The 16,533-nt window shown below is 66.9% G+C and carries 15 protein-coding genes and 2 tRNA genes; 5 read left to right on the top strand and 12 right to left on the bottom strand.

The features are described 5' to 3' along the window. Positions 1-74: 74 nt before the first annotated feature. Genes ACRSCF_RS10665 through ACRSCF_RS10650 form a run of 4 tightly spaced genes read left to right on the top strand, consistent with a single transcriptional unit; the run spans position 75 to position 4,095 of the window. A complete protein-coding gene (locus ACRSCF_RS10665; protein WP_016448270.1) occupies positions 75-668 on the top strand; it encodes a biotin transporter BioY in 594 nt (197 codons plus the stop codon). Next, positions 661-2,169 carry an AMP-binding protein gene (locus ACRSCF_RS10660; RefSeq protein WP_244388020.1) on the top strand — a complete coding sequence of 503 codons (1,509 nt, stop codon included), beginning with the start codon at positions 661-663 and terminating at the stop codon, positions 2,167-2,169. The genes ACRSCF_RS10665 and ACRSCF_RS10660 overlap by 8 nt, the downstream gene beginning before the upstream one ends. Next, positions 2,166-3,365 (top strand): thiolase family protein, encoded by a 1,200-nt coding sequence (locus ACRSCF_RS10655; RefSeq protein ID WP_244388019.1) that lies wholly within the window; start codon positions 2,166-2,168, stop codon positions 3,363-3,365. Before ACRSCF_RS10660 ends, ACRSCF_RS10655 begins: the two co-directional genes overlap by 4 nt. Positions 3,366-3,369: 4 nt before the next feature. After that, positions 3,370-4,095 (top strand): nitroreductase, encoded by a 726-nt coding sequence (locus tag ACRSCF_RS10650; protein WP_244388018.1) that lies wholly within the window; start codon positions 3,370-3,372, stop codon positions 4,093-4,095. Between the two features lie 184 nt (positions 4,096-4,279). On the opposite strand, the gene ACRSCF_RS10645 is transcribed toward ACRSCF_RS10650, so the two are convergent. The 4 genes from ACRSCF_RS10645 to ydiJ form a co-directional block, all read right to left on the bottom strand. Then, on the bottom strand, positions 4,280-5,098 hold the full coding sequence (locus tag ACRSCF_RS10645) for a MetQ/NlpA family ABC transporter substrate-binding protein (RefSeq protein WP_034364544.1): 819 nt from the start codon (positions 5,096-5,098) through the stop codon (positions 4,280-4,282). Positions 5,099-5,232: 134 nt separating this feature from the next. Beyond that, positions 5,233-5,583, bottom strand: coding sequence for a single-stranded DNA-binding protein (locus ACRSCF_RS10640; RefSeq protein WP_012206405.1), 351 nt, complete (start codon positions 5,581-5,583; stop codon positions 5,233-5,235). A gap of 201 nt (positions 5,584-5,784) precedes the next feature. Beyond that, a tRNA-Pro gene (locus tag ACRSCF_RS10635) sits at positions 5,785-5,861 on the bottom strand. A gap of 107 nt (positions 5,862-5,968) precedes the next feature. Next, complete coding sequence (ydiJ, locus tag ACRSCF_RS10630; RefSeq protein WP_244388017.1) at positions 5,969-9,028, bottom strand: D-2-hydroxyglutarate dehydrogenase YdiJ; 3,060 nt, start codon at positions 9,026-9,028, stop codon at positions 5,969-5,971. Between the two features lie 53 nt (positions 9,029-9,081). Between ydiJ and ACRSCF_RS10625 the strand changes: the two genes are divergently transcribed. Next, on the top strand, positions 9,082-10,080 hold the full coding sequence (locus ACRSCF_RS10625; protein WP_244388016.1) for a LysR substrate-binding domain-containing protein: 999 nt from the start codon (positions 9,082-9,084) through the stop codon (positions 10,078-10,080). 100 nt (positions 10,081-10,180) lie between these two features. On the opposite strand, the gene ACRSCF_RS10620 is transcribed toward ACRSCF_RS10625, so the two are convergent. The 8 genes from ACRSCF_RS10620 to infC form a co-directional block, all read right to left on the bottom strand. Continuing rightward, positions 10,181-10,257, bottom strand: a tRNA-Pro gene (locus tag ACRSCF_RS10620). Positions 10,258-10,287: 30 nt separating this feature from the next. Beyond that, the gene (locus ACRSCF_RS10615; protein ID WP_016453295.1) at positions 10,288-10,698 is read right to left on the bottom strand and encodes a MerR family transcriptional regulator; all 411 of its coding nucleotides are present in this window, start codon (positions 10,696-10,698) and stop codon (positions 10,288-10,290) included. 188 nt (positions 10,699-10,886) lie between these two features. Then, positions 10,887-11,219 carry an integration host factor subunit alpha gene (locus ACRSCF_RS10610; protein ID WP_034364548.1) on the bottom strand — a complete coding sequence of 111 codons (333 nt, stop codon included), beginning with the start codon at positions 11,217-11,219 and terminating at the stop codon, positions 10,887-10,889. A gap of 33 nt (positions 11,220-11,252) precedes the next feature. After that, positions 11,253-13,700 carry a phenylalanine--tRNA ligase subunit beta gene (gene pheT / locus ACRSCF_RS10605; RefSeq protein WP_244388015.1) on the bottom strand — a complete coding sequence of 816 codons (2,448 nt, stop codon included), beginning with the start codon at positions 13,698-13,700 and terminating at the stop codon, positions 11,253-11,255. Positions 13,701-13,911: 211 nt separating this feature from the next. Then, positions 13,912-14,964, bottom strand: a complete 1,053-nt coding sequence (gene pheS, locus ACRSCF_RS10600) for a phenylalanine--tRNA ligase subunit alpha (protein ID WP_012206411.1) — start codon at positions 14,962-14,964, stop codon at positions 13,912-13,914. A gap of 110 nt (positions 14,965-15,074) precedes the next feature. Next, the gene (gene rplT, locus ACRSCF_RS10595) at positions 15,075-15,434 is read right to left on the bottom strand and encodes a 50S ribosomal protein L20 (RefSeq protein ID WP_012206412.1); all 360 of its coding nucleotides are present in this window, start codon (positions 15,432-15,434) and stop codon (positions 15,075-15,077) included. Positions 15,435-15,460: 26 nt separating this feature from the next. Then, positions 15,461-15,664 (bottom strand): 50S ribosomal protein L35, encoded by a 204-nt coding sequence (gene rpmI / locus ACRSCF_RS10590; protein ID WP_012206413.1) that lies wholly within the window; start codon positions 15,662-15,664, stop codon positions 15,461-15,463. A 203-nt stretch (positions 15,665-15,867) separates the two neighbouring features. After that, entirely contained in the window at positions 15,868-16,485 is a 618-nt protein-coding gene (gene infC / locus ACRSCF_RS10585; RefSeq protein WP_432676090.1) for a translation initiation factor IF-3, read from the bottom strand. Positions 16,486-16,533 lie beyond the last annotated feature (48 nt).

Raw genomic sequence — 16,533 nt, 5'->3', positions numbered from 1 at the left:
GGCCTGCCCTGCCGATTTGCCCTTCCGATTTGCCCTGCTGAACTGCCCTTCCTGACCGACAGCGAGAACTCTCCATGACCGCTCCCTCCACCGTCTCACGCGCCTCGGCGCGCTCCATGGCCCAGGTCTCGCTGTTCGCGGCACTGATGGCCGTCATGGGCCTGATTCCCAAGATCGACCTGCCGCTGGGCGTGCCCATCACCATCCAGTCGCTGGGCGTGATGCTGGCCGGCGTGATGCTCGGCCCCTGGCGCGGCATGCAGTCCATGCTGCTGTTCCTTGCGGCCGTGGCCGTGGGCCTGCCCCTGCTGTCGGGCGGGCGCGGCGGCATTGCCGTCTTCATGGCGCCCTCGGCCGGCTACCTGCTGGGCTACCCGCTGGCGGCCTGCATTGCCGGCCTGGTCATGCGTGCGCTGCCCCAGGGATCGCCCCGGCGCGCGGCGCTCAGCGCCTTTGCGGCCTCGGCGCTGGGCGGGCTGGTGGCCCTGCATGCCTTCGGCGTGCTGGGGCTGATGCTGATGGCCAAGCTCAGCCTGTCGCAGGCCTTCATGGCCACCTTGCTGTTCGTGCCCGGCGATCTGGTCAAGTGCGTGCTGTGCGCCCTGGTGGTGCACACGGTGGCGCGCGGCATGCCGGACTGGCCGTTCGGAGGCCGCCAGCATGGCTGAGCCATCCGCGCCCCACCCGCTGGCCGCGCCGCTGCAGCACCCGTGGACCCTGGTCCATGGCCCGCTGGAGCATTGGGCCCGGCAGCGCCCCGATGCGATGGCGCTGCAAAGCGAGGCCGGCCAATGGAGCTTTGCCGCGCTGCATGCCGCCGTGCTGCAGCGCTCGGCCGCGCTGGTGGCCGGCCAGGCGCCAGAGATGCTGCTGGTGGACACGGGCGGCAGCGCCAGCACCGTGGATGCCATCGTCGAATTCCTCGCCATCCTGCACAGCGGCCGCTGCGCCGCCGTGGCCGACCCTGATTGGCCCGAGGCCGTGCGCCAGCGCATCGAAGGCTGGCTTCCCACCGCGCCCAGCCCGCTGGCCGAAGCCACTGCCACCGGCGCTTTCTATACCGGCTTCACCTCGGGCAGCACCGGACTGCCCAAGGGCTTCATGCGCCACCACCGTTCGTGGACAGAGAGCTTTCGCGTCTGCCTCGAGGACTTCGGCCCCGTGGCCGCGCAGCGCACCATGGCGCCCGGGCGCATCTCGCATTCGCTGTTCCTGTTCGGCGTGATGCAGGGCCTGTGGTGCGGCGAAGGCGCCGTGGTGCAGGAGCGGTTCTCGGCAGCGCGCTGCCTGGCCTCGCTGGCGCGCGGCGAGGCGCCCTGCCTGGTCGCCGTGCCCAGCCAGTTGCTGCTGATGCTGCAGTGGGCCGCACACCGCGCGCTGGCGCCCATCCCCGAGGTGGAGCTGATCATGATCAGCGGCGCGCGCTGGATGCGCGCCCAGACCCCGGCCCTGCGCGCGCTGTTTCCGCGCGTACGCATCATCGAGTTCTACGGCGCCTCGGAGGCCAGCTTCATCGCCTGGATGGAGGCCGACGAACAGGCCCCGCCCCAGGCCGTGGGCCGGCCCTTCAGCAATGTGCAGTTGCAGATCCGCCCCGCCACCCAGCAGACCGGCGACCACACCCTGCAGCCGGGCGAAGACGGCCTGATCTACATGCGCAGCCCCATGCTGTTCATGGACTATGTGGGCGAGGCGCGCGATGGCACGGCCGCGCTGCGCGACGGTGAGTGGCTGTCCGTGCGCGACATGGGCCATATCGATGCCGGCGGCCAGCTGTGCCTGGCCGGGCGCCAGAGCCGCATGCTCGTCACCCAGGGCAAGAACCTGTTCCCCGAAGAAGTCGAAACCCTGCTGGCCGCGCACCCGGGCGTGGCCCAGGTCTCCATCCAAGGCCTGCCCGACGCGCTGCGCGGCATGCAGGTGCACGCCGTCGTGCAATGGCACGGCGCCGCGCCCGCAGGCTCCGCACAGGCGCTGGCGGCCTGGCTGCGCGACCGGCTGGAAAGCTACAAGCTGCCGCGCCAATGGTGGAGCTGCACCGACTGGCCGCAGACCGCCAGCGGCAAGACCGACCACGGCCGTCTGGCGCGTGCACTGGCCGCCACTGCCACTGGCACGGACGCTGGCCAGGCACTGCCCGGCGAACCCGCGCTGCTGCCCCTGCCATGAACCCGCACGACGCCCCCGTCATCCTGGCCTGGGCGCGCAGCCCCGTCGCCCCCGTGGGCGGTGCGCTGCGCGAGCTTGCGGCGCACGAGCTGGGCGCGCCCGTGCTCCAGGCCTTGCTGGCACGGGCCGGCCTGCCTGCCCAGGCCGTGGATGCCGTGGTCTTAGGCAACGCCCTGGGCGCAGGCGGCAACCCGGCCCGCATGCTGGCCCTGGCTGCGGGCCTGCCGGAGCGCTGCGCGGCCCACAGCGTGGACACCCAGTGCTGCTCGGGCCTGGACAGCGTGGCCCTGGCTGCGGGCCTGCTGATGTCGGGCCAGGCCGATATCGTGGTGGCCGGTGGTGCCGAGGCCTGGAGCCGTGCCCCCATCCGCCAGACGCGCCCGCGCCATGCAGGCGAGCTGCCCGTCACCTATGACCGCCCCGCCTTCGCCCCCGATCCCGCACGCGACCCGGACCTGCTGCAATCGGCCGCAGACCATGCCCTGGCCCACGGCATCACCCGCGCCGTTCAGGAGGCCCATGCCATCCACAGCCACGCGCAGGCGCTCGCGCACCGCGACCGGCTGGCCCAAGAGATCGTGCCCCTGGCCGGGCTCGACCACGACGCCTATCCGCGCGCCTTGAACCCGGCCCGCGTTGCCCGCATGCCCGTGGTGGCCGAAGCGGGTGGCGCCGTTGACGCCCATGCACGCCAGCGCCATGCGCTGAGCACGCCCACCATCTCGCCCAAGGCCGATGGTGCCGCCCTGGTGCTGCTGGCCACGCCGCAGGCCTGTGCACGCCTGGGCCTGCAGCCACGCGCCCGCTGGGTGGCCAGTGCCTCGCTGGGCCATGCGCCCGAAACACCGCTGGTCGCCGCCGCACTGGCGGCCCAGCAGGTGCTGGAGCGTGGAGCCGCAGCGCTGCAGCTTCCTCGCCTGACTGCGGCAGAGCTCCAGGCTGTGGAGCTGCACGATGCCTTCGCCGTGCAGGCCCTGGCCTTTGCCGAAACCCTGGGCCTGCCGCTGCAGCAGCTCAACACCGGCGGCGGTGGCCTGGCGCGCGGCCATCCCATTGGCGCATCGGGCGCGGTTGCGCTGGTGCGCATGCTCTCAGACCTGCACCGCACGCCAGCAGCCCACAGGCCGGCCCTGGGCCTGGCCGCCATTGCAGGGGCTGGCGGCATAGGCGCGGCCTGCCTGGTGCAGGCGCTTTGAATCCATGGACTCCGCATTTCCCATGTCCGCCAAACCACCGTTCGACACCCTTCCCTTTGGCGATGCGCATGAGGCCCTGGTGCACGCGCGCCGCTCCGTGCGCGCCTACCGGCCCGATCCCGTGCCGGATGCGCTGCTGCACCAGTTGCTGCAATCGGCCCGCCGGGCGCCCAGCGGCGGCAACCTGCAGCCCGGCCAGTTCATCCAGGTGCGCGGCAGCCTGCGCGACGCACTCACACAGGCGCTGCTGGCCGACTGGCAAGGCGGAGCACCTGAGCGCGAGGACTACGGCTACTTCCCCCGCCCCATGCCCATGGCGCTGCGCAAGCGCCAGGTGGCGTCGGCCCAGGCCCTGTACAGCGCCCTGGGCGTGGCCCGCGAGGACCGCGCAGGGCGCGACGCGCAGTTCGGCCGCAACTACCGCTTCTTCGATGCGCCCGTGGCCCTGGTCGTGAGCATCGACGCCCGCTTCGGCGCAGGCGGCTACATGGACCTGGGCATGACCCTGTACGGCCTGCAAATGGCCGCAGCTGCCCAGGGCCTGGGCAGCTGCGCCATCGGCGCCCTGGCCTCCTACCCCGACACCGTGCGCCGCGTGCTCGACCTGCCGCCCGGCGAGCACATCGTCTGCGGCCTGGCCCTGGGCTGGCCCGACGAGGCCGCCCCCGTCAACCGCACCCAGACCACCCGCGCACCGCTGACCGAATACTTCAGGGTACTGGGAGAATGAAAAAAAGCTGCCAATGGCAGCTTTTGCAATTCAGCCCTCGCTCGCACTGAACACGGCGACCGAAACCGGCGCAACCCAAAGCGAGGGACACCGAGCAAGGGCCGCCCCGCAGCGAGGGTGTCGTCCCCCTCCCGCGAAGCGAGAGAGGGGGAAGCGGCGTCAGCCGCTCAGGGGGTGCTTCCTATCAAAACGCAGGGATCACCGACCCCTTGAACTGCACATCGATGAACTGGCGCACTTCATCGGAGTGGTAGGCCTTGATCAGCTGCGCCACCCAGGGCTTGCCCTTGTCGGCATCGCGCGTGACCAGGATGTTCACATAGGGGTTCTTGGCGGCTTCCTGCGCAATGGCATCGGTCTTGGGGTTCAGGCCTGCCGAGATCGCGAAGTTGGTGTTGATGGCCGAGGCGTCCAGGTCATCCAGCGAGCGTGGCAGCTGGGCTGCGTCCAGCTCCACGAAGCGCAGCTTCTTGGGGTTGGAGACCACGTCCAGCGGCGTGGCCTTCAGGCCCGCGCTTTCCTTGAGCTTGATCAGGCCCTGGGCCTGCAGCAGCAGCAGCACGCGGCCACCGTTGGTGGGATCGTTGGGGATGCCGAACTTGGCGCCCTGGGGCAGGTCGGCCAGCTGCTTGATCTTCTTGGAATAGATGCCGATGGGGAAATTCACCGTGTCGGCCACCCAGCCGATCTTGTAGCCGCGGTCGCGCACCTGGGCGTCGAGGTAGGGGCGGTGCTGGTAGCTGTTGGCGTCCAGGTCACCGGCAGACAGCGCGGCATTGGGCTGCACGTAGTCGCCGAATTCAACGATCTGGATCTTCAGGCCGTTCTTCTCGGCGACCTTCTTGACCTGCTCCATGATCTGGGCGTGCGGGCCGGCCGTGACGCCGACCTTGATGGGCTTGTCCTGCGCCTGCGCGGGCATGGCCAGCAGGGTCATGGCGGCGGTGCTGGCAATCGCGGCGGCCGTGAGCGTGCGGCGGAGGAAATGGCGCTTGGTGGGCATGGATGCGGTTCCTTGTAACCTGTCAAAAACACAGGCGCACACTGTAGCGCCAACACAGCGCGCGGCGACCGTACCGGCACACTGCGGCTAGACAGTTTTTTCAGTAGCTCACAACCGGCGCCGCAGCGCGGGCGTCAGCGGTCCTGGAACTCGGGCGTTGCCATCACCTGGTGGGCCACGACATCCAGTACGGGATGGGGTTGCTCCTGGCGGTCTATCCAGACCTTGGGCGTGAAGCTGCCCCGCAGCGCCACGGCATCGCCTTCGATCAGATTGCGCAGCACCTCGCAGGCCTGGGCGTCGAATGCAACCACGTTGACCGGGATGGAAGTGCCATCGGATGCCTCGGAACGCACGCGGGCCACCATGAAGGGGCGCCGATTGCGGTCGCTGCGGTGTTCGGGCGTACCGGTGAGTCTGCCGGTAATCAGTCCATCCATCATGTGCGAGACCAGGAAGAAATCGTCAGTTACAAAAGACGCCATTGTAGGTGCAGGTCTTACGCATCCAGACCTGGCGGCGCATCTTCACGGTGCATGGAGTTTTCTGCGCTGGCTACCCTCGCCATCCGCGAGGGAGCCGCCTGGCGGAACTGCACCCGCCCTTCGCCGCAAGGCACAATCGCGCGCAAAATTGAACGTACAAAGCAAAAAGCTCCTGACGTTTCCGTCAGGAGCTTTGCGTTGTGGTCGGCGTGGCGGGATTCGAACTCGCGACCCCTTGCACCCCATGCAAGTGCGCTACCAGGCTGCGCTACACGCCGAAGCATTGAATTATAGGGACTAAAAACGGGCCTTCAGGGAAAACGCAGAGATTTTTCAAAAATGTCTGCAAATTCCTGAAATGGCGACGATCAGCCCCCGCATCTTCTCACCCCTGATGCGTGGCGCGCACATGGTCCAGCAAGGCCTCCAACGGATGGCGCAGCTGCCGTGCGGACAGGCGCTTGACCTGGCTGCGGCAGGAGTAGCCGGTGGCCAGCGGCTCGCCCAGCTCCTGCTTGCCTTCGATCTGCCGGGCCCATGACTGGGCATAGATGGTCTTGGAGGTTTCGAGGTTGCGCGCCTCATGCCCGTAGGTGCCCGACATGCCGCAGCAGCCCGTGGCCTCCACGCTCAGGCGCAGGCCCCGTCGCTCGAAGAGCTGTGCCCACTGCTTGCCGCTGTCGGGCGCGTTGGTCTTTTCGGTGCAATGGGGCAGCAGGCGGTACGCAGTGCCTGCACTGCCCTCGTTCGTGCGCGCCTCGGGCAGCGCCTGCTGCAGCCATTCCTGGGGCAGCGCCACCTTGGGCACCTCGCCCATACCCGGCACCTTGAGGTATTCCTGCCGATAGGCCAGCGTCATGGCCGGGTCCAGCCCCACCAGCGCCACACCGGGCTGAGCCAGTTGCGCCAGCTGTGCGGCATTGCGGATGGCCGCCTTGGCAAAGGCGCCCATGAATCCCTGCACATGCAGCGGCTTGCCATTGGGCAGCAGCGGCGCCAGCCAGACCTGGAACCCCAGGCGCGCCGCCAGCTCGATCAGCACCTGCAGCTGGCCGGTCTCGAAGTAGCGGGTGAAGCTGTCCTGCACGATGACCACGCTGCGCGCGCGCTGCTCGGGCGAAAGCGCGGCCAGCGCCTGCGCATCGGCCGCGCGCACTTTCCATTGCCGCAAGGTGGCTGCCAGGTCCAGCCGGCTCAGCAGCGGACCGTCGACCATGCCGATGCGCCGGCTGAGCACATCGCGCATCCATGGCGAGCCCATCACCCCGTTGTAGAGCGCGGGCATGCGCGCCAGCCACGGCATGGTGAATTCCAGCGAGCCGATCAGGTAGTCGCGCACGGGCCGCAGGTAGCGGCGGTGGTAGAGCTCCAGAAAGCGCGAGCGGAACTCGGGCACGTTGACCTTGACGGGACACTGCCAGGCGCAGGACTTGCAGGCCAGGCAGCCGGCCATGGCGTCATAGACCTCGTGCGAGAAATCGGCCTCGCCGCGGCGCGCCGCGCGGCTGTTGCGCCAGCGCGCGGCCAGGCTGGACAGGAAGGGCTGGGGCCGCTGCGCGACCTCCAGCACATTCACGCCGGCCTGCCCCTGCAGGCGCAGCCATTCGCGCATCAGCGAGGCCCGGCCCTTGGGCGAATGCACGCGCTGGCGCGTGGCCTTCCAGGACGGGCACATGGCGTCGTCCGGGTCGAAGTTGTAGCAGGCGCCATTGCCGTTGCAGTGCATGGCCGCGCCATAGCTTTGCCATACGCGCTCGTCGATCTGCCGGTCCAGCTCGCCGCGCGTGGTGACGCCATCCACCTTGAGCAGCAAGGTCTTGCTGGCCGGCGGCGTGGCGATCTTGCCGGGGTTGAGCTGGTTGTTCGGGTCGAAGGCGGCCTTGAGCTGCTGCAGCGAGGGATACAGCTCGCCGAAGAAGGCCGGCACATATTCGGAGCGCAGGCCCTTGCCGTGCTCGCCCCACAGCAGGCCGCCGTGGCGCTGCGTGAGTTCGGCCACCGCGTCGGAGATGGGGCGCACCAGGGCGGCGTCCACGGGGTTCTTCATGTCCAGGATGGGGCGCACATGCAGCACGCCGGCATCGACGTGGCCGAACATGCCGTATTGCAGGCCGTGGCTGTCCAGCAGCGCGCGGAACTCGGCAATGAACTCGGGCAGGTTCTCGGGCGGCACGGCCGTGTCTTCGACAAAGGGCTGGGGCCGCGCCTCGCCCGCCACGTTGCCCAGCAGGCCCACGGCGCGCTTGCGCATGGCATAGACGCGGTGGACCGCTGCATTGCCCGCCGCCAGCGTATGGCCCAGCCGCTCCACGGAGGTATCCGCGCCCAGGTGCGCGATGAAGGCCTGCACGCGGCCGTCGACCTCCTGCGGATCGTCGCCGCTGAATTCCACCAGGTTGATGCCCAGCGTAGGGCGCTGGCCGTCCTGCGGAAAGTACTCGGCCACGCTGCTCCAGACGAAGTCCTTCATGGCCAGCAGCAGCACCTTGGAATCCACCGTCTCGATGGACAGCGGCCGGTGTGCCATCAGCGCGCGCGCATCGCGCAGCGCGTCCATGAAGCCCGCGTAGCGCACGTTGACCAGGACCGAGTAGCGGGGAATGGGCAGCACGTTGAGCTTCGCCTCCACCACGAAGCCCAGCGAGCCTTCGGCGCCGCACAGCACGCTGTTGAGGTTGAAGCGCCCGTCGCCTTCGCGCAGATGGGCCAGGTCATAGCCGGTGAGGCAGCGGTTGAGCTTGGGGAATCTGGCCTCGATCAACTCCGCCTGGTCCTCGCTGATGCGCCGCGCCGTGCGGTGCACCTTGCCGATGCACCCCGAATCGGCGCACATGCGCTCCAGCGCCTGAGCATCCAGCGGCGCGCTGTGCAGGCGCTCGCCGCCCAGCAGCACGAAGTCCAGCGCCAGCACGTGGTCGCGCGTCTTGCCATAGGTGCAGCTGCCCTGCCCGCTGGCATCGGTGTTGATCATGCCGCCGATGGTGGCGCGGTTGGAGGTGGACAGCTCGGGCGCAAAGAACAGTCCGTATGGCTTGAGCGCGGCGTTGAGCTGGTCCTTGACCACGCCGGCCTGCACGCGCACCCAGCGCTGCTCGGCATTGATTTCGAGGATACCGTTCATGTGCCGCGACAAGTCCATGGTCACGCCATGCGTGAGCGACTGCCCGTTCGTGCCCGTGCCGCCGCCGCGCGGTGTCAGCACCACATCGCGGAACTCAGGCCGCGCCAGCACCTGCGCCGCCCTGGCCACATCCTCGGCGTGACGCGGGTAGATGGCCGCCTGCGGCATGCGCTGGTAGATGGAGTTGTCCGTGGCCAGCACGGTGCGGCTGGCATGGTCCGTGTCCACGTCGCCCTCGAAGCCGGCGGCCTTCAACGCTTCAAGAAACTCAAGGTATTGGGCAGGCACGGGGGCGCTGGCGTGGGGCAGTGGGGCAATCGACATGGAAGGCAAGGTGGGGAGATTTGTTGCTGGCGATCAGCCCAGGAAACCCATGCATGCAATACACGATTTCAGGCCGACCATGGCCGCAAGTATCTCTACACTCTTCCTCTGGAACAAACGAAAATTGCGGCCGCGAACACTGCATAAAACTCATGAATTACCGACGCCTGACGCCCTCCATGTCCCTGCTGCTGGTCTTCGAGGCGGCCGCGCGCCACGAAAGCTATGCGCGAGCGGCCGAGGAGCTGTCGCTCAGCCAGAGCGCCATCAGCCGGCAGGTGCAGACACTGGAGGCGCAGCTGGGCATCAGCCTGTTCCGCCGCGAGGGCCGCACGGTGCGCCTGACTGATGTGGGGCGCCGCTACTTCATCGACCTGGGTGCCGCGCTGGGCCGCATACGCAGCGCCACCCTGCAGGCCATGTCACGCCAGTCCGGCGGTGGCACGCTCAACCTGGCCACCCTGCCCACCTTCGGCTCCAAATGGCTGCTGCCGCACCTGCATGGCTTCTACCAGGCGCAGCCCGGGGTGACCATGCACATCCATTCCCGCATAGGCGACATCGACTTCGACAGCGGCGAGATAGACGCCGCCATCACCGTGGGCACGGGAGACTGGCCCGGGCTGACCGCGCATCGCCTGTACCACGAGTTTCTGGTGGCGGTGGCCAGCCCGCAGGCGCTGCAGCAGGCCGGGCAGGCAGCAGCCTCGCCGGACTGGGCGGGCCAGCAGGTGCTGCTCACGGTGGCCAGCAACCGGCAGGCCTGGAGCGAGTGGTTCACGCACTATCGGCTCGATCACCGGCAGATGCGGATAGGGCCGAGCTTCGAGCTGACCTCGCACCTGATACAGGCCGTGCTGGCAGGCATGGGCGTGGGCCTGGTGCCACGGGTACTGGTGGAAGAGGAGATAGCGCGCGGTGAGCTGCACGTGGTGGGAGACGCCATCCCCAGCCAGCGCAGCTACTACCTGGTCTATCCCGAGAGGAACGCGACACTGCCGGCGCTGGCAGCCTTCCGGCAATGGCTGCTTGAGACCTGCGCCCAGGGTTGATTCCCGCGCAACGGCCGCTCCCCTTCAGCGGTTGGTAGCGGTTGGCGATGGCACAAAGAAAAACGGACCACAGCCAGAAGCTGTGGTCCGTTTTCATTTATGGTCGGCGTGGCGGGATTCGAACTCGCGACCCCTTGCACCCCATGCAAGTGCGCTACCAGGCTGCGCTACACGCCGAAGAATTCAATTATATACAGCTTTTTGCTCTCAAATAGAAAGCAGCGCACGAATCTGCAAAAGCTCCTCGCGCACGGCCTCCGGCTCCAGCGGAACGCTGGCCGCGGCATCGCCACCGAGCAGCGGCGCGGCAGCCGGCGCCGACACCGCGACACCGGCCTGCAGCGCGGGAACCACGGCAGACCCCGAGGCCTCACGCAGGCGGTTGCGCGCGCCATTGATGGTGAAGCCCTGCTCGTAGAGCAGCTCGCGGATGCGCCGGATCATCAGCACTTCGTGGTGCTGGTAGTAGCGGCGGTTGCCGCGCCGCTTCATGGGGCGCAGCTGCGTGAACTCCTGCTCCCAGTAGCGCAGCACATGCGGCTTGACGTCGCACAGATCCGCGACCTCACCGATGGTGAAGTAGCGCTTGGCGGGAATCTGGGGCAGAAGTGAAGCCATGGCAAATGTGGATGAGGTCAGGGTGTGCAATGCCGCTGGCGCGCGGACGCCGATCCGGGAAGAAGGCCGAGCCTACTGCACAGCTCGCCTGCAGGCCAGCACCCTGTCGTAAAAACAGCCCATCCACCGCAAGGCAGACAGGCTGACGACAGCTGGGCCACGGCAAGCCGGGCCCCGGGGACGACCCTTCAGGACGCGGAGCCCGTCGTGCCTTCCTGGATCTGCTCCTTGAGCTTGCTGCTCGCATGGAAGGTCACGACGCGGCGCGCCTCGATCGGAATGGCCTCGCCCGTGCGCGGATTGCGCCCCGGACGCGGCGCCTTGGTGCGGATCTGGAAGTTGCCGAAGCCCGACAGCTTCACATCCTCGCCCGACACCAGGCTTTGCGAGACCAGCTCGAAGAACGCATCCACCATTTCCTTGGATTCGCGCTTGTTCAGGCCGATCTCGTCGAACAGCAGATCCGCCAGCTGCGCCTTGGTCAGCGCAGGCGAATCAAGACTTTCCACCGCCAGTTCCATCACAGGATCTCCTTTCACGGCATGCACCCTCCATCATGCGCGCAGGCGCGCACCCAGACGCTGCTGCAGCTGCTCGAGCACGGCCTGCACGGCCTGCTCGATCTGCACATCCGTCAGCGAGCTGTCGTCATGGCCCAGCGTCAGGCGCACGGCTAGGCTCTTTTCGTCCTGCGCCAGCGCGCCCGGTGCCGCTGTCTCGCCGGCCTTGAGCGCCTTGGGACGGAACACATCGAACAGCACGGCAGAGCGCAGCAAGCCGCCGGTCTGGGCAGCTTCCACCGCCTGCATCAGCTGGGCATGCGTGGTCTTTTCGTTCACGACCACGGCAATGTCGCGCTCCACGGCCTGGTGCTTGGCCACGGGCTTGAACACCGGCACCTCGCGCGCCAGCACGGCATCGAGCTCCAGCTCGAACAGCACGGGCGCCTGGGCCAGATCCCATTGCTGGCGCCACTGGGGATGCAGCTCGCCGATGAAGCCGATGGACTGGCCATCGAGCAGCACGCGTGCGCAGCGGCCCGGGTGCATGGCCGGATGCTCGGCCGGCTCGAACACGGGCTTGCGCGGCGCCAGCAGCGCCTCGACATCGCCCTTGACGTCGTAGAAGTCGACCTTGGTCTCGCCACGAGCCCATTGCAGCTGCTCGGCAGCTCCCCAGGCCAGGCCCGCCACGCGCATGGGCTGGTAGAAGCCCTTGACCGTGGTGTCGCTGTCAACAACGCTGTCATCCTTGAGGAAGACACGGCCCAGCTCGAACACGCGCACGCGCTCGGCCTTGCGGTCGGCATTGAACTTGAGCACCTGCATGAGCGAGCCGATGAGGCTGGAGCGCATCACGCTGAGCTGGCTTGCGATGGGGTTGAGCAGCTGGATGGGATTGGCGTTGCCGGCCAGATCCTTCTCCCACGCGGCTTCCACAAAGCTGAAGTTGATGGTTTCCTGGTAGCCCAGATCGGCCAGCGCGCGGCGAACGGCGAACTGGCTGCGGCGGTTCTCGGCGCGCAGCTTGGGCGCAATGGGCGCCAGCGGCTTGCTCGTGGGCAGGTTCTCGTAACCCACCATGCGCGCCACTTCCTCGATCAGGTCTTCCTCGATGTTGATATCGAAGCGGAAGCTGGGCGGCGTGACGGTGAGCACGCCATCGCCCTGCTCCACCGGCAGGCCCAAGCCGGCCAGCGCATCGTGGCACTGCTGCTGCGTGAGCGGCATGCCGATGACCTTGGCCGCACGCGCCACGCGCAGCGTGACGGGCTTGGGCTGGGGCATGTTGGACTTCTGGTCGTCGATGGGGCTGCAGACGGTCTCGGGCGTGCCGCAGATCTGCAGCACCAGTTCCGTGATGCGCTCGATGTGCTCGACGGTCAGCTCGGGATCGACGCCGCGCTCGAAGCGGTGGCCCGCATCGGTGGAGAAGTTGTAGCGGCGCGAACGGCCGGCAATCGACTTGGGCCACCAGAAGGCCGCCTCGATGTAGATGTGGCGCGTGTCGTCGGACACGGCCGTGGCGTCGCCGCCCATGATGCCGGCCAGCGATTCGACTTCGCGCTCATCGGCGATCACGCCCACCTGTCCATCGACGGTGACGGTGTTGCCGTTGAGCAGCTTGAGCTGCTCGCCTTCCTTGCCCCAGCGCACCTGCAGGCCGCCGTGGATCTTGTCCAGGTCAAAGATGTGGGAGGGGCGGCCCAACTCGAACATCACATAGTTGGAGATGTCCACCAGCGGCGCCACGCTGCGCTGGCCGCAGCGCGCCAGGCGATCGACCATCCACTGCGGCGTCTTCGCCTGGGTGTTGACGTTGCGCACCACGCGGCCCGAGAAGCGGCCGCACAGTTCGGGCGCCTCGATCTTCACGGCCAGCCTGTCCTGCACACCCACCGCAGCAGGCGTGAACGACTGGGGCTTGAGCGGCGCACCGGTCAGCGCAGCCACTTCGCGCGCCACGCCATAGACGCTCAGGCAATGCGCCAGGTTGGGCGTGAGCTTGAGCGTGAACAGGGTGTCATCCAGGTTCAGGTATTCGCGGATGTTCTGGCCCAGGGGCGCGTCCAGCGGCAGCTCCATCAGGCCGCCATGGTCCTCGGACAGCTTGAGTTCGCGCGCCGAGCACAGCATGCCGAAGCTCTCCACGCCGCGCAGCTTGCCGATCTTGATGAGGAAGGGCTTGCCGTCTTCACCGGGTGGCAGCTCGGCGCCCACCGTGGCGCAGGGCACGCGGATGCCCACGCGCGCGTTGGGCGCGCCGCAGACGATGGTCAGCAGCTCGGGCCCGCCCACATCGACCTGGCACACGCGCAGGCGATCGGCATTGGGATGCTGCTCGGCAGCCTTGATCTCGCCGACGACGATCTTGGTGAACGGCGGTGCCACGGGCTCCAGCTCCTCCACCTCCAGGCCGGCCATGGTCAGGGTGTCGGCCAGCTCTTGGGTGGTCAGCGGCGGATTGCAGAACTCGCGCAGCCAGGATTCGGGAAATTGCATATCAGACTCTTTGGCGTTGGTTCGGTCCGCGCGCCGCGGCGCTGGCGGACCCCATGAACGTATTGACGACTCTCATTCCACCCCCCGAACAGCCTGACCATGCGACTGGCGTGGTTCAGGCCGGAGACGCCGAGCAAGAGCCGCCTCGCGGCGAGGGCGTCGTCCCCCTCCCAGGGGGATGGCGCGCAACGCCTCAGGGGGCGATCCATTTCTAACGGAATTGCGACAGGAAGCGGATATCGCCGTCAAAAAACAGACGCAGATCGTTGACGCCATAGCGCAGCATGGTCAGGCGGTCAGGGCCCATGCCAAAGGCAAAGCCGATGTACTTCTCGGGGTCCAGCCCCATGTTGCGCACCACGTTGGGGTGCACCTGGCCGGAGCCGGCCACCTCCAGCCAGCGGCCGGCCAGCGGGCCGCTCTGGAACTGGATATCGATCTCGGCGCTGGGCTCGGTGAAGGGGAAGAAGCTGGGACGGAAGCGCAGCACCAGGTCATCGCTCTCGAAGAAGGTCTTGCAGAAGTCGGTGAAGACCACCTTCAGATCCTTGAAGCTGACGTTCTCGCCGATCCACAGGCCTTCGCACTGGTGGAACATGGGCGAGTGCGTGGCATCGCTGTCCACGCGGTAGGTGCGACCCGGCGCGATCACGCGGATCTCGGGCATGCCCTGGCCGGCGTCCAGCCGCTCACGGTATTTCTTGACGTGCTGCACGGCATGGCGCACCTGCATGGGGCTGGTGTGCGTGCGCAGCAGATTGGGGGCCTGCTCCGTGCCGCCTTCCACGTAGAAGGTATCGTGCATGGAACGGGCGGGATGGTCTTCGGGCGTGTTCAGCGCCGTGAAGTTGAACCAGTCGGACTCGATCTCGGGGCCCTCGGCCACATCGAAGCCCATGGAGCCGAAGATGCCCTCGATGCGCTCCAGCGTCAGCGACACGGGGTGCAGGCCGCCCTGGCCACGGCGGCGGCCCGGCAAGGTCACATCCAGCACCTCGGCCTTCAGGTGGGCCTGCAGTTCGGCATCGGCCAGGGCCTTGCGGCGCGCGGTCAGCGCGGCCTCGATGCCTTGCTTGGCCACGTTGATGGCGGCTCCGCGCGACTTCTTCTCTTCGACGGAAAGCTGCGCCATGCCCTTCATGAGCTCGGTCACCTTGCCCGACTTGCCCAGAAACTGCGCCTTGGCGTTTTCCAGATCAGCGGGGGTTTGTGCCTGCGCGAACAGCTGCTGCGCGCTCTCGACCAGAGAATCCAACTCGTTCATATCGACTCTTTATCGACTGTGAAAAGAAACAAGGGCTAGCAGCCTTTTCAAGCCCTAGCCCTTGCTGTTTGCGCTGCAGACCATCACGAGGATGGCCGCAGACCGTTATCTCAAGCAGCCAGCTTGGCCTTGACTTGATCAACGATGCTGCTAAACGCAGCCTTGTCGTGCACCGCGATATCGGCCAGCATCTTGCGGTCGATCTCGATGGCTGCCTTCTTCAGGCCGTTGGCGAACTGGCTGTAGGTCAGGCCCAGTTCACGTGCAGCGGCGTTGATACGGGCGATCCACAGACGGCGGAACACGCGCTTCTTGGCACGGCGGTCACGGTAGGCATATTGCCCAGCCTTCATCACCGCCTGCTTGGCGATGCGGAAGACATTGCCGCGGCGGCCGCGGAAACCCTTGGAAAGGGCCAGAACTTTTTTGTGACGGGCGCGGGCCGTTACACCACGTTTGACGCGAGGCATGTGTTTTCTCCTTGTTCGTCAGTGAATTACAGGCCAGCCATCGGCAGCATTTGTGCGATAGAGCCCATGTTGGTCTCATGCACAGACACTGCACCACGCAGGTGACGCTTGTTCTTGGTGGTCTTCTTGGTCAAGATGTGACGCTTGAAGGCTTGACCGCGCTTGACGGTGCCACCGGGACGAACGCGAAAACGCTTCTTCGCGCTGCTCTTGGTCTTCATTTTGGGCATTTGAATGCTCCTGTTGTTTGTGCTCGTGAGGCGGCTCGCAACACTGCGCGCACTTGCTGGCCCCGAGACACTTCTGTGCCAGCCCGGAGGCCGGCAAGAACAAGGGACATGGAAACCATGTCCCTTGCATCGCACGCCCCGCGCAATCGACTCGCGCACGGCCTGCAAATTCTGTCGCCCCTCAACGAAGGGCGAAACCGCGATTATGCCTTATCAGCCACCGCAGGTGCAGCAGAAACTTCTGCCAGCTTGCCGCCAGCTGTGGGCTTCTTGCGCGCAGGGGCGATCATCATCACCATCTGGCGGCCTTCCAGCTTGGGGAACTGCTCCACCTGGATGGAATCCGCCAGATCGTCACGCAGACGGTTCAGCAGGTCCAGACCGATCTGCTGGTGCGTGATTTCACGGCCGCGGAAACGCAGCGTGATCTTGCACTTGTCACCATCGGCCAGGAATCGGCGGATGTTGCGCAGCTTGATGTTGTAGTCGCCGTCGTCGGTACCTGGGCGGAATTTCACTTCCTTGATTTCGATGACGGTCTGCTTGGCCTTGGCTTCGGCAGCCTTCTTCTGTTCAAGGTACTTGAACTTGCCATAGTCCATCAACCGGCAGACAGGCGGAGTGGCCGTGGCGGCGATTTCCACCAGGTCCACGTCCAACTCGCCCGCCATGCGCAGCGCTTCCTGCAGAGGCACGATGCCCAGCGGCTCGTTCTCCGGGCCGGACAGACGCACTTCAGGCGCCATGATTTCACGGTTGAGACGATGCTTGCGCTCTTCACGGTGGCGCCGATCACGAAATTCAGTAGCTATGGTTCTCACCCTTGGATTTAAGTTGCTACAACAGCGTAGCCGCTTGTGTGCAGTACA

The organism is Delftia sp. 11MD (assembly GCF_050907895.1).
Classification (GTDB): Bacteria; Pseudomonadota; Gammaproteobacteria; order Burkholderiales; family Burkholderiaceae_C; genus Comamonas; species Comamonas tsuruhatensis.
Note: the sequence above shows the minus strand (reverse complement) of the source record. Positions and strands in the feature narration are given on the sequence as shown.

What these genes read in the sequence shown, in the direction of transcription:
- ACRSCF_RS10665 (WP_016448270.1), top strand. Translation starts at nt 75, where the DNA reads ATGACCGCTCCCTCCACCGTCTCACGCGCCTCGGCGCGCTCCATGGCC.
- ACRSCF_RS10660 (WP_244388020.1), top strand. Translation starts at nt 661, where the DNA reads ATGGCTGAGCCATCCGCGCCCCACCCGCTGGCCGCGCCGCTGCAGCAC.
- ACRSCF_RS10655 (WP_244388019.1), top strand. Translation starts at nt 2,166, where the DNA reads ATGAACCCGCACGACGCCCCCGTCATCCTGGCCTGGGCGCGCAGCCCC.
- ACRSCF_RS10650 (WP_244388018.1), top strand. Translation starts at nt 3,370, where the DNA reads ATGGACTCCGCATTTCCCATGTCCGCCAAACCACCGTTCGACACCCTT.
- ACRSCF_RS10645 (WP_034364544.1), bottom strand. Translation starts at nt 5,098, where the DNA reads ATGCCCACCAAGCGCCATTTCCTCCGCCGCACGCTCACGGCCGCCGCG.
- ACRSCF_RS10640 (WP_012206405.1), bottom strand. Translation starts at nt 5,583, where the DNA reads ATGGCGTCTTTTGTAACTGACGATTTCTTCCTGGTCTCGCACATGATG.
- ydiJ (WP_244388017.1), bottom strand. Translation starts at nt 9,028, where the DNA reads ATGTCGATTGCCCCACTGCCCCACGCCAGCGCCCCCGTGCCTGCCCAA.
- ACRSCF_RS10625 (WP_244388016.1), top strand. Translation starts at nt 9,082, where the DNA reads ATGCAATACACGATTTCAGGCCGACCATGGCCGCAAGTATCTCTACAC.
- ACRSCF_RS10615 (WP_016453295.1), bottom strand. Translation starts at nt 10,698, where the DNA reads ATGGCTTCACTTCTGCCCCAGATTCCCGCCAAGCGCTACTTCACCATC.
- ACRSCF_RS10610 (WP_034364548.1), bottom strand. Translation starts at nt 11,219, where the DNA reads ATGGAACTGGCGGTGGAAAGTCTTGATTCGCCTGCGCTGACCAAGGCG.
- pheT (WP_244388015.1), bottom strand. Translation starts at nt 13,700, where the DNA reads ATGCAATTTCCCGAATCCTGGCTGCGCGAGTTCTGCAATCCGCCGCTG.
- pheS (WP_012206411.1), bottom strand. Translation starts at nt 14,964, where the DNA reads ATGAACGAGTTGGATTCTCTGGTCGAGAGCGCGCAGCAGCTGTTCGCG.
- rplT (WP_012206412.1), bottom strand. Translation starts at nt 15,434, where the DNA reads ATGCCTCGCGTCAAACGTGGTGTAACGGCCCGCGCCCGTCACAAAAAA.
- rpmI (WP_012206413.1), bottom strand. Translation starts at nt 15,664, where the DNA reads ATGCCCAAAATGAAGACCAAGAGCAGCGCGAAGAAGCGTTTTCGCGTT.